Genomic DNA, 10654 nt, shown 5'->3' on the forward strand with positions numbered 1-10654 from the left:
CTGATTAGGAAAGACAGCCTGGTAGAAAACTTAACCTATAAAAATCATGGAAACAAACAGGGAAAATAACGAGCCTGGAGCGGAACATATGCCGCCCCGGCAAACGGTGGCCTGCAGGAAACCAAGGTTCACAAACGAATTTTTGAAAAAAGAAATATAAAATACTTTTTCTGTTTACTTTTACTGTATATCCATGCTGATGCCACTACTTGAACTGACTGAATCCGATTTAAAAGCCTATTTAGATAAGCTATCCAAACCTTCCTTATTCTCAAACGAAAGTTTAGGGCAATTGAGCCTTATGTATTCCAGATTCCGGATGAATGAACTGGGGCGGATTAATCTGGAATATGATGCGGACAGCAGGCGCGTCGAACAGGACTACATTGAAGAAAAAAAACGATGCCAATACAAACTTGATGAGCTTAAAAGGCAATACAAACAGATCGACAACCGCATCATCTCCGTCGAGCAAAAGCTAAGCCGGGGCATTCCGGAGGACCTGGCGCTCATTGATAAATTGATCGCTGAACAGGAGGCCATAGTTCAGGAGCAGGAGTACCTCAATGCGGCAAAGTCCGCTCTTAAAGCGCAGGTGACCAATGTGGACATCACTTACGGAAAAACATGTGAGAAACTCAGTCAAAACCGAATCGCCCGAGAAATGCCAATACCATCCCGGTTTGAACAATATGCGATGGGAATAAAAAAGGCTGATCAGAAAATCAGAATAAAGACCAGCCTTTTTGCGTTGATATTGATCATTGGTGTCCCGCTTATGCTGGAATTTGTTGCTTACAAAACCAAAATTCCAATAACCACAACAGGTGCAGTTGTCCATGGCGTATTGGTACATTACCTGTTCCTTGTAGCGCTCATTTTGACAGAACTATTTTTAGCGGAACGAATCAGAAATAAAATCTATGCTTTTTTCGGGATTCGCTATGCCGTAACATCTGGAAATGCGCTTTTGAAGTTACTCTCGGAAAATTTGGATGCCATCTCGAAACTAAAAAAATCCGCTGTTGAAACCCAGCAAACTGATGAAGTAATGGAGCAGCTGAATCATTAACAGTTTCCGGTGGTTCAGTCACCGCCGGTGAAAATGTGTAAACACTTACAGGCGGGGTTTGTTACCGGGAAAAAAACTGAAAACGAACAGCATTAATCAAAACCAACCGGGTCGTCATTGCGGAAATCTCAATAGCAAAGACGCAATTTGAAAAAATAAAGGAGCTGATTGCGGAATCTGATGTTTGTTTTTTTGTCCGGTGGCAAAACGGGCCCTTCGATGGGAGTAAGGCCGATGAACATACAACAGGTAGATGATAAAGGAGAGCTTTGGCTGCTGAGTGCAAATGACAGCTATAGCAACCACGAATTTGAAATCAGACCTGACGTAAAACTCTACTTTAAGGGTTCTAAACACGCTGACTTCCTGATTTTAACCGGCACAGCAAGTATTCATTACCATCAAGCAAAGATTAAGGAATTATGGAAGCCTGTCATCAAAGCCTGGTTTACTGATGGATAAAATGATCCGAGAATATGATTAATCAGGGCAGGTCCTGAGGAGGGTTATTACTGGAACAATAAAAACGGCAACCTGGTCGCTGGTGTTAAAATGCTCATTGGTGCTGCACTCGGTAGGACACCGGAAGATTCGATCGAAGGGCGGCTCAAGGTCTAAATTTCACCTCAATGAGTTCGGTTTGACCGCTGATCTCTGCCATTGGTAATCCCCCGTTGTTTTTTATCGTCTTTGGCATTGCGGTACAGGCGATCTGAGGTGGGCTTCCCCTGTTCTGAACAGGTATGCTAATATCTTGTTTATTCTTCATCGTGTTGAATTTCGGTTCATAAATTAAATCATTGCCTTAATGCTCAATTATGTAACGGTCGTGTTCTGGACTGTTTTTATAAATAAGCCGTTTTTAGGCAAAATTCCAATACAAAATCATGGTAGAACGGTAGTTACTGGTCGTTTGTTATTAAAATCAAAACTTGTCTGAGTTGCAATTGTTTAGTTGAGTAAATCACATCCATATGGCTGAACACAATAAGATCATATTAGAAAAAGCGAATGCTGCTGTGACTGCAGGGGACTATGAAGCATTTCTGTCTTTTTGTACTGAAAATACCCGCTGGGTATTCGTAGGCGACAGAATATTACAGGGCAAAGATGCCGTCCGCGAATACATGTCAGTCACCTACCTGGAACCACCAAAATTTAGGGTTGAGCACTTCATCGCCGAGGGTGACTTTGTCACTGCAATTGGCAGTATCAGCATGAAGGATGCAGATGGAGAAATGAAAGCCTATGCTTACTGCGATGTCTGGCGATTCCAGGAAGGTAAAATGGCAGAATTAAAGGCCTTTGTAATTGAAGTTGATGCAATGTCATAGCGGGTCATGCACTTACAAAAGGAATTCAAATTTAAACACTTATCAATGGACTATACCATATTATTGATTCAGGGAGCAGGGGAAGTAACCTCTGCACAGGAGCAGATTATTGTAGCAGCATTAAAGAGCAAGCTTGGTGATGGATTTACCATTATCTATCCACCTATGCCGGATGCAGATACGCCCACTTATCTGGCATGGGAAAGTGTTTTAACCACAAATCTCGAATACTTATCGGAGAAAGTTATTCTGCTCGGTCATTCCTTGGGCGCGTCCATTATACTGAAACATTTTTCCAGGGAACCTGTTCCTGAGAAAGTTATAGGGATGATCTTATTTGGCGTACCTTACTGGAAAGATCAGCATTGGGATGTCTCTGAATATGCAATCGAGGATGAATTCCTGGGGAATCTTAACAAATTGGACCCTATTTATTTTTATCATTCTTTGGCTGATGAAGTGATTCCTGATGATCAGTTCAGGGCTTATCAGAAATTGATCCCCAAGGCACACTGGAGGGTATTTTCAGGAATGGATCATTCTTATCACGCTGCAATCCCGGAAATGGTTAAAGATATACAGGAACTGGCTTCAGCATAGACAATGGCCAACAATCAAAAATCAATCTATAGTGCACTAGCTGCCAATTTGCTGATTGCAATAACAAAGTTTATTGCTGGCTCATTTACCAATAGTTCRTCGATGMTTTCTGAKRRGMYCYRWWCTGMKSWTSAKNACKMMCWNNAYCAGMTGTTATTGCTATACGGCTTGAAAAGGAGTAAGAAAGCGCCAGATCAGTATCATCCATTCGGTTATGGTAAAGAACTTTATTTTTGGTCTTTTGTGGTTTCTATTTTGATCTTTGGTCTGGGTGGTGCTTTATCTATTTACCAGGGAATTGCGCACATCAGAGAGCCGGAACTGATGAAAGACCTGTTTTGGAATTATCTGGTGCTGATTCTATCCCTTATTTTTGAAGGTACATCTTTGGTAATTGCCGTGAAAGCGTTTAATAAAACCCGTAATGGAATGGGGTGGTGGGAAGCCATTATAAAAAGCAAAGATCCCTCCAGCTTTCTCGTTGTTTTTGAAGATGGTGCTGCAGTTGCAGGGTTGATCATTGTCATGGTACTGATGGGAATCAGTCACTGGTTGCAAATTCCGGAATTGGATGGCCTGGCATCAGTAATTGTCGGATTGATATTGGTTTTTGTTTCATTTATCCTGGCTAGGGAAAGCAGGAGCTTGTTGATGGGGGAAGGGATAGCCCCGGAAACCAAACAGAAGATTGCACAACTGGCAGAGAAAGATGTTGCTGTGTTGAAAGTAAAAAACATACTTTCCACTTATCAATCGCCGGAAGAAGTTGTTTTAATGCTCATCATAGATTTTGAGGATCATTTGGATACTGCGGAGATCACCGGAGCCATAGAGCGCATCCGCGAAAACATAAAAAGTGAGTTTCCGCTGGTTCAGTTTGTGCTCATTCAGCCAGAATAGGCCCCTAAAAATACTCCTGAGGACCTGTGCTGTAATCAGTGCAGATAGTCGCTTTTTAAACTCAAATCAGACAGATCGCAATTTATTGTGATCTGAGGTAAAAATTCGGGAAAATATCACCATATTAAATTCCCGAATTTAACTCAATAAGATGATGAAAAAGATCAAGATTAGTCTGTTATGTCTGTTGATAGCTGTTGTTAGTGCAAAAGCGCAGTTTATCGCAAACCCTTTGCCCATTCCTTTTGGAGATCCGTATGTGCTGTATGACCAGGGGAAATACTATATGTACGGGACCGGAGGCGATGTAAAAAATGGATTTGGCGCCTATTCATCGAGCAATTTAAAAGAATGGAAATTTGAAGGACAGGTTTATCATCACGATAATCCCAATGGCTGGGGCATACATTCGTTTTGGGCTCCTGAGGTTTATAAGAAAGATGGTAAGTATTATATGTTTTATAGCGCCCAGTGGAAGCAAAATCCCAACCAGGAAAAAGAGAATTTCAAGATCGGAGTGGCCGTTTCAGATAAACCGACCGGCCCTTTTACCGACCTGAATGACCGCCCTATCTTCGATCCGGGATATCCGATTATTGATGCCAATTTGCTGGTTGAAAATGGTAAAATCTATTTATACTATTCCAGATGCTGCTATAAGCACCCGGTGGATAGTGAGGTCGCGCAGTNGGCGAAAAAAAAGGGATGGTATAATGAGGTGGAAGAAAGCTGGGTGTACGGGGTAGAGCTGAAACCGGATTTTTCAGGGATCATAGGAGCGCCTGTGCTGCTGTTGCGTCCACCAGTTAAGATGGGGAGCATCAAAGAGGAGTGGGAAAGCCGTTCGGTAACTGCAAAGGAAGTAAACAGAAGATGGACGGAAGGCTCTTACATCTTTAAAAAGGATAAAATTTATTACATGATGTACTCGGCAAATAACTTTGATGGGCAAAATTATGCCATAGGGTATGCTACCTCAAAAAGTCCTTTAGGACCATTCAAAAAGGCAGATAACAACCCTGTTTTACAGAGAAATGGAAAGGTAAGCGGAACCGGTCACAACAGCATAACCCATACGCCTGACGGCAGGCAGATGCTTTGCGTATATCATGGGCGTACTGAGGCTACAGGACATCAAAGACTGGTATTCATTGATAAAATGGAGGTTACCAAAGATGGTCGGTTAATGGTGCACGGACCGACTTTAAAAAATTAGTTGTTAAAACTAGGGATTGGCACAATTGTTTGAATATGATCGTTATTTTCGGAGGGATTTGGTAAATTAGGTATAGTCAATTAATGTTTATATTATGGATACACACAATTTTAAATTCGTTAAAAGATCAAAAGCTAAACCGACTCATCTAGTAGCATATCAGCCCTTTGACGGATATGACGCTTACTATCAACCGAAAAAGAATCCACATCTGTTTACCATTTATGACCCTGTCAAAGAACTTTATCATACCTTCGAGCATAATGGAAAATCAACCAGGTTTAGAGATGTTGTTAAGGATTTAATGTATGTAGTGAGAAATGTAATCAGACAACCAGAAAGGTACAGATAACCCTGGTTTCAATTCATGATTTTATTATTAGTGTTTTTTTAAGCTGACAAATCCTTTGTTTAGTTTAGGACTGATTTGGGCAGAGTAAACCAAAATGTGCTGCCTTGACCCGGCTCACTATCGACCCCAATTTCTCCACCATGCTTACGAATGATGTTGGCACAGATAAACAGCCCCAGACCCAGTCCTGAGTATTGTGTCTGCTGGTTATCGGCCTGGTAATAGCGGTCAAAAAGCAAGGGTATCTTTTCTTTACTGATTCCCGGCCCCTTATCCCTTACTGAAACTTTTACAAACGCCGCTTCATTCTGAAGTTCAACTTTGATCGCTGCTGAGCCGGGAGCATATTTTACTGCATTGCTGATCAGATTGGTTAGTACCCTTCCGATGCGTTCGGAATCGGCTTGGATGATCAGCGCTTTATCTCCATTTAAAGTTAGGGCTTGAGTTTCTGAAGGTACAAACTGGTCGCATATTTCCTGTGCGAGCTCGTAAAGGTTAAAAGTTGTCTTTCGGAATTCGAGTTGGTCACTGTAATTTTTTCCCGCATTGAGCAGGTCGTCTATGATCAGCGAGATCCTGTTTATTCCTTTATTTGCCTGGGAAAGCAACATTCTGTTACGTTCAGACTGCGGCTCGGGAGATCTGTCAAGTAGTTGAAGTGATGCTTTTAGACTGGTAACCGGGGTCTTGAGTTCATGGCTGGCAATGCTGATGAAGTCGTCTTTGTACCTTTCGATGATTTTATCTTTTGTGATGTCGTTGATCACGCCAATTAGTTTTATTGCTTTGCCATTTTTGTTGGTCTCTGTTTTCCCTTTCATGTTCAGCCATCGCAGTATACCGTCGGCTCTGATGAGCCGGACCTGAACATCAATGCCTTCTTCGGTTTCGATGTGCTGGATTGCGGCTTTAAATCCGGGCAGGTCCTGCTCAGCGATGTGTGGATAATAGCTCTCCAGCGTCCAGTGTGCTTGTCTGTCTTTGTATCCAAATATTTGGTCATGATCGGGAGATCGGGAAACTTCATTTGTCTGCAGATTCAATTCCCATACAGCGGTATGAGAATACTTTAATGCTACATTCAGCCGTTTCTCACTTTCCTCATGTTGTTTTAAACCGGAGATATCGTCCAGAACGGTAAAACCGAATGTGTCACCCTGATCGTTATATAGAATAGTGGTAACATCTACCCAGACAAGGCTCCCGTCTTTTCGGTACAGGCATGCCTGTAATTTGAAATAAGGCACTTTCGTAGACCAGAGCTCTTCCTGAAGTTTGTGCCAGTGTGCTATATATTCCTTGCAGGCATGATCCAGGATCTTCGTGCCTTCAATTTCTTCCGGTGGATAACCTAACAGTTCACAAAACGCCTTATTGACCTTTAATATGGTCAGGTCTGACCTGATGATCTTCGAGGCTACACTGGTGAGATCAAATATCGTGTTGAACTTGGCGTCACATTCATGGAAACGTTTCTCAAAATCGTTGGGCTCATTTTTTTCTTGCATAACAATCTTCAGTTAATGTGGATATAACACTAATTGGGCCGTTCTGTTTAGAAATTCAATGGTTTTGTGTAAAAGCTATAGTTTTGCACAGGCGGTATTTCTGACAGTGATCTTAGATTAGCCTGAAAGGCAGGATGGATTAAGGGACTTTGGGGATATGCCTGCGCAGGATTTTCACGAGTAAATCCAGGTCAAATGGTTTGCGGATATAGTCATCAAAGCCATGGCGTTCGTAATCCTGGTTAATGTTGTAGTTGCAGCTGAGTGCGATGATCGGCAAGTGTGGAAAGCGTCGTTTGATCTGATTGCATACATCAATGGCTTCTTTTCCGCTAAGCTTGAAGTCCAATACCACCAGGTGAGGCTGCGTTGCAGCGATGATCTCCAGAAAATCAGGGGCACAGTGATCCGTGGCGTGCACCTCAAAGCCGGCTTCGGTTAGTGCGATGTCCAATATTTCCAGCACTGCAGGATCGGTTTCCTGAATGACAATTCGTTCCATAAGGGGGAGAATAAGAACAACCTGATGGCCATTCTTGAGGAAGTTACAAAATTTTATGGTCAAGGCCAACTTGTTTGCTTTTTTCGTTAGATTGTTGCAGCAGTGGGTACCGAGCTGATCGCGGATGACAACAAGATCAATTGCAAGAATCACCCGAATAAACTTGTCTCGCCTTTAAAAAGCACGGGTGAAAAGCTATTGAAATCCGGCCGGCGAATCTTTGCTGGGATTTTATGGACGCTGGATGTTTCGCATCAGCCAGTAATCTTAAGCGATTGAATTAAACCTTGATGAACAACCAGGTTAAAGTTAAGAATGGCCGGGCTACCTGGAAATGTTCCCAAAATCTCAGCTGTAAATACTGAACCCTTTTCACCTTCCTTTTAACTGATCGGTTTTAAAGTAGTTTGATACTGCTGGTTCGAATTTTCAATCCATTTTCGAATTGCTGCTCTTCCGATATGGTTCTTTCCTTCGTCGAATACGTTGGCGTTTTCTGAAAAAAGTGAGGAATAAGCTCCAGCATCATGGCTGTTTTGCGCTTCAATTAGGTCTGTTATAACTTTTGGTAAGTTCATGATATTTATTTTAGATTAACTTAGTGTGTACAAATTTCGGTAGTACCGGCGTGATGCACAAGTAGGGGATTACGATTCGAATAGGGAAAAATTTATCCGTATTGTTTCATTAATGGCCTACGTGTATCTTTGTTAGATGTACGAGAAAAAAACTTTTCCCAATTTAAACTGTGGCCTCGATTTAGTGGGAGAGGTGCTTTATGGCAAATGGAAAATGCGGTTGCTGTGGTTTATCAACGAGGGTTACTTGCGTCCCAGCGAGCTGCAACGCAAAATACCAGATGCGAGTCGTAGGGTAATCAATATTCAGCTAAAGGAACTTGAAGAACATGAATTGGTCATCAGAACAATCTATGCGGTGATGCCGCCAAAGGTAGAGTATTCACTTACTGAGTTTGGCAAAACCTTGATACCGGTGATCGCCGCTATTGGAAATTGGGGAGATCGGTATCAGGACAGTTTGAAGCGAGTGATTCTGAAAGGATATCCGCAGTTGGCCTGATTTTTCTGAATAAGTATTGGCTAAATTATGCCCGGGTTGTTTTCGGTCAGCATGTTAGTTCATCCCAAATTCAACCTAGGCTGGTATTGTTGTAATTTTAAACAGTGGGTATGGTGCCTCCGTCAATTATAAATTCGGTCCCGGTAAGATAACTTGCCCGTGGCGAAACAAGAAACCCAACCACTTCTGCCACCTCTTCTGGCATAGCGGGCCTGCCGTATGGAATGCCGCCAAGTGCATTCATTACGCTTTGTGTGGCCTGTTCTATCGAAATTGCTTCGCTCAGTGATATGCGTTCCATCATTCTCTTTGAACCGTCTGTCATAATCCAGCCCGGAGAAACCGTTAAAACCCGAACTCCTTTCGGAGCAACTTCGTTAGAAAGTCCTTTGCTGTAATTGATTAATCCAGCCTTTGCCGCCGCATAAGGTAGTGTGCTTTCATATAATGGAAGTTTGCCTTGAATAGATGCGATATGGATAATCACACCTTTTTTTTGTCTAATCATTTGCGGCAAAAGTGCCCTGTCTAATCTTACTGGCGCTAAAAGATTGGTCTGCAATGTTTCTTCCCAGTGTTCATCGGTTAAATTAGCGAAACCACCCGCCGGAGTTTCTGAACCGCCAAGGTTATTGATCAGGATATCCAATCTGCCAAATTTTGATAATACCGCTGTTACTACTTTTGCTGTTCCATCAGCCTTGCTTAGGTCCGCCGAAATAAAATACAGTTTTTCGTTGGGCTCTTCAGGCCTGTTTCTTGCAGTGATGATTACTTGTGCCCCGGCTGCCAGTAGCCGTTCGGCAATTGCTTTTCCGATACCTTTGGTTCCGCCTGTCACCATGGCAATCTTGCCGGATAGTTCGCTATTGAAATTAAATTCCTTTTCCATTGCATATATTTTTATGCAAAATTCAGGTATACTACAGTTTCCTACAAGTACGGTATTACGATTCGGATAGCGTAAAATTTATCCCTATGCAATTGGTAACAATAATTATTCAAAAATATTTCTCATAATGAAGTCCCCTGAAAACAGCACTGATGACTACGATCAAGCACGCATTTGTTATGTCTGTGGATAACTTATATTATTTACATTTCTTTTTAGAATACGGATTCCGTTTATCCAATTTACCGTCTTAGGTTTGTCAAAGAAGCCCAACTCACGATGAAATGACACAAGAAAGCTAGCATTCCCATATTTACCAAGCACAAAAAAAGCGCTGATGTTAATCAGCGCTTTTCTCTATATGTCAGTGCCAGGGGTGGTCCCGGGCTCGTGACTTGACCCAAGCGGCTTATGTTTTCTATCAGGCCTTGAAATTAGGTCTGTCCTTCCCATATCGACTACAGATGAGGTTTCTCCGCTATCTGGTTTCTTTTCATTGGTACGCTCTTCTGCTTCTTTGTAAACAGTTTTTTTAGGCGCTTGCTCTTTTCTTCGGTTATTTTGCTCATTTGACATGATGATAAATTTTAGTGAAAAAATCTGTTTCTGTTAAAAATAACAAACCAATCTGGCTTATGTTTTCCGCTGCATCAAATAGTGTCGGGATGAAGTCTTTCTTGCTTATTATTTTGAATCGGTTTGATTTGAGCCTTTAATGTCATCGTTAGTTTTGTCCTTTTTAGAACCTGTCTGCAGGAAAGAGGGATTCAACTCATCGGTTTCCCCGGTCACCTTTGGATCAAATACAATGGTCTGGCTGCTTTTGCCCGTGATTTGTGGCTGTTGAAAGTTGTATTTCGTTTCCATAACATTAGCAATTAGTTCTCTTTGTAGAACACATTTCCCCTTTGAAAGTTTCGGCGAATTAACGTGTACTGTACCTGTATTGAAAATCTTTCTAAAAGGTGTCAATTTAGTCGGGGAAGAATGCATGTGTCTAATTAAGTAGGGTAAAAGAGGGTGCCTTTCTGGTGTGACCCCAAAAAGTTGGACGGATTACAAAATTAAGTTTTTTGTGCGAGAGCTCGGTATTCCACCGGGCTCTTTCCATTTAACCTGTTTTTTATTCTTTTATTGTTGTAGTAATAAATGTATKCTTTKWAGGAAGCGATTACGCTCCTAACTGTACGCGTTA

Annotated in this window: 15 protein-coding genes and 1 pseudogene; 8 read left to right on the forward strand and 8 right to left on the reverse strand. The window is 41.9% G+C overall.

Annotation, left to right across the window (positions count from 1 at the left end; all coding sequences use genetic code 11):
• Positions 1-193 precede the first annotated feature (193 nt).
• Together N824_RS09125 and N824_RS33000 are read left to right on the forward strand one after the other, a co-directional pair.
• A complete protein-coding gene (locus N824_RS09125) occupies positions 194-1072 on the forward strand; it encodes a hypothetical protein (protein WP_048904847.1) in 879 nt (292 codons plus the stop codon).
• Between the two features lie 219 nt (positions 1073-1291).
• Entirely contained in the window at positions 1292-1534 is a 243-nt protein-coding gene (locus N824_RS33000; RefSeq protein WP_235207045.1) for a pyridoxamine 5'-phosphate oxidase family protein, read from the forward strand.
• Positions 1535-1679: 145 nt separating this feature from the next.
• On the opposite strand, the gene N824_RS31210 is transcribed toward N824_RS33000, so the two are convergent.
• Positions 1680-1841: a hypothetical protein gene (locus tag N824_RS31210; RefSeq protein ID WP_161662287.1), complete on the reverse strand. Its 162-nt coding sequence runs from the start codon at positions 1839-1841 to the stop codon at positions 1680-1682.
• 205 nt (positions 1842-2046) lie between these two features.
• Between N824_RS31210 and N824_RS09135 the strand changes: the two genes are divergently transcribed.
• The 5 genes and pseudogenes from N824_RS09135 to N824_RS09155 all read left to right on the forward strand — a co-directional run bounded on the left by N824_RS09135 (position 2047) and on the right by N824_RS09155 (position 5474).
• On the forward strand, positions 2047-2406 hold the full coding sequence (locus tag N824_RS09135) for a nuclear transport factor 2 family protein (protein ID WP_048904848.1): 360 nt from the start codon (positions 2047-2049) through the stop codon (positions 2404-2406).
• A gap of 45 nt (positions 2407-2451) precedes the next feature.
• Positions 2452-3006: an alpha/beta hydrolase gene (locus tag N824_RS09140; protein ID WP_161662288.1), complete on the forward strand. Its 555-nt coding sequence runs from the start codon at positions 2452-2454 to the stop codon at positions 3004-3006.
• Between the two features lie 3 nt (positions 3007-3009).
• Positions 3010-3906, forward strand: a pseudogene (locus tag N824_RS09145) (cation diffusion facilitator family transporter).
• A gap of 151 nt (positions 3907-4057) precedes the next feature.
• Positions 4058-5122, forward strand: a complete 1065-nt coding sequence (locus N824_RS09150) for a glycoside hydrolase family 43 protein (RefSeq protein WP_200869852.1) — start codon at positions 4058-4060, stop codon at positions 5120-5122.
• 94 nt (positions 5123-5216) lie between these two features.
• Entirely contained in the window at positions 5217-5474 is a 258-nt protein-coding gene (locus tag N824_RS09155) for a hypothetical protein (protein WP_048904852.1), read from the forward strand.
• A 59-nt stretch (positions 5475-5533) separates the two neighbouring features.
• On the opposite strand, the gene N824_RS09160 is transcribed toward N824_RS09155, so the two are convergent.
• The 3 genes from N824_RS09160 to N824_RS34105 form a co-directional block, all read right to left on the reverse strand.
• Positions 5534-6985, reverse strand: coding sequence for a PAS domain-containing sensor histidine kinase (locus N824_RS09160; protein ID WP_048904853.1), 1452 nt, complete (start codon positions 6983-6985; stop codon positions 5534-5536).
• A gap of 139 nt (positions 6986-7124) precedes the next feature.
• Complete coding sequence (locus N824_RS09165; protein ID WP_048904854.1) at positions 7125-7640, reverse strand: response regulator; 516 nt, start codon at positions 7638-7640, stop codon at positions 7125-7127.
• Between the two features lie 230 nt (positions 7641-7870).
• Positions 7871-8065: a nuclear transport factor 2 family protein gene (locus N824_RS34105; protein WP_235207046.1), complete on the reverse strand. Its 195-nt coding sequence runs from the start codon at positions 8063-8065 to the stop codon at positions 7871-7873.
• A gap of 136 nt (positions 8066-8201) precedes the next feature.
• Between N824_RS34105 and N824_RS09175 the strand changes: the two genes are divergently transcribed.
• Entirely contained in the window at positions 8202-8567 is a 366-nt protein-coding gene (locus N824_RS09175; RefSeq protein ID WP_048904855.1) for a helix-turn-helix domain-containing protein, read from the forward strand.
• 97 nt (positions 8568-8664) lie between these two features.
• Here N824_RS09175 and N824_RS09180 read toward each other — a convergent pair whose 3' ends face one another.
• From N824_RS09180 to N824_RS38295, 4 genes are all read right to left on the reverse strand, one after another.
• Complete coding sequence (locus tag N824_RS09180; protein WP_048904856.1) at positions 8665-9459, reverse strand: SDR family oxidoreductase; 795 nt, start codon at positions 9457-9459, stop codon at positions 8665-8667.
• Between the two features lie 357 nt (positions 9460-9816).
• A complete protein-coding gene (locus tag N824_RS09185) occupies positions 9817-10035 on the reverse strand; it encodes a hypothetical protein (protein WP_048904857.1) in 219 nt (72 codons plus the stop codon).
• A gap of 108 nt (positions 10036-10143) precedes the next feature.
• The gene (locus N824_RS30125; protein ID WP_152542110.1) at positions 10144-10326 is read right to left on the reverse strand and encodes a hypothetical protein; all 183 of its coding nucleotides are present in this window, start codon (positions 10324-10326) and stop codon (positions 10144-10146) included.
• A 197-nt stretch (positions 10327-10523) separates the two neighbouring features.
• Positions 10524-10654, reverse strand: a 131-nt coding sequence (locus tag N824_RS38295) for an IS3 family transposase (RefSeq protein ID WP_152542113.1), incomplete at its 5' end; no start/stop codon positions are given.

Source organism: Pedobacter sp. V48, from assembly GCF_000523515.1.
Lineage (GTDB): Bacteria > Bacteroidota > Bacteroidia > Sphingobacteriales > Sphingobacteriaceae > Pedobacter.

Bases quoted from the DNA above. Each gene is read 5' to 3' on its own strand.
- N824_RS09125 (WP_048904847.1), top strand. From the start codon at position 194: ATGCTGATGCCACTACTTGAACTGACTGAATCCGATTTAAAAGCCTAT.
- N824_RS33000 (WP_235207045.1), top strand. From the start codon at position 1,292: ATGGGAGTAAGGCCGATGAACATACAACAGGTAGATGATAAAGGAGAG.
- N824_RS31210 (WP_161662287.1), bottom strand. From the start codon at position 1,841: ATGAAGAATAAACAAGATATTAGCATACCTGTTCAGAACAGGGGAAGC.
- N824_RS09135 (WP_048904848.1), top strand. From the start codon at position 2,047: ATGGCTGAACACAATAAGATCATATTAGAAAAAGCGAATGCTGCTGTG.
- N824_RS09140 (WP_161662288.1), top strand. From the start codon at position 2,452: ATGGACTATACCATATTATTGATTCAGGGAGCAGGGGAAGTAACCTCT.
- N824_RS09155 (WP_048904852.1), top strand. From the start codon at position 5,217: ATGGATACACACAATTTTAAATTCGTTAAAAGATCAAAAGCTAAACCG.
- N824_RS09160 (WP_048904853.1), bottom strand. From the start codon at position 6,985: ATGCAAGAAAAAAATGAGCCCAACGATTTTGAGAAACGTTTCCATGAA.
- N824_RS34105 (WP_235207046.1), bottom strand. From the start codon at position 8,065: ATGAACTTACCAAAAGTTATAACAGACCTAATTGAAGCGCAAAACAGC.
- N824_RS09175 (WP_048904855.1), top strand. From the start codon at position 8,202: ATGTACGAGAAAAAAACTTTTCCCAATTTAAACTGTGGCCTCGATTTA.
- N824_RS09180 (WP_048904856.1), bottom strand. From the start codon at position 9,459: ATGGAAAAGGAATTTAATTTCAATAGCGAACTATCCGGCAAGATTGCC.
- N824_RS09185 (WP_048904857.1), bottom strand. From the start codon at position 10,035: ATGTCAAATGAGCAAAATAACCGAAGAAAAGAGCAAGCGCCTAAAAAA.
- N824_RS30125 (WP_152542110.1), bottom strand. From the start codon at position 10,326: ATGGAAACGAAATACAACTTTCAACAGCCACAAATCACGGGCAAAAGC.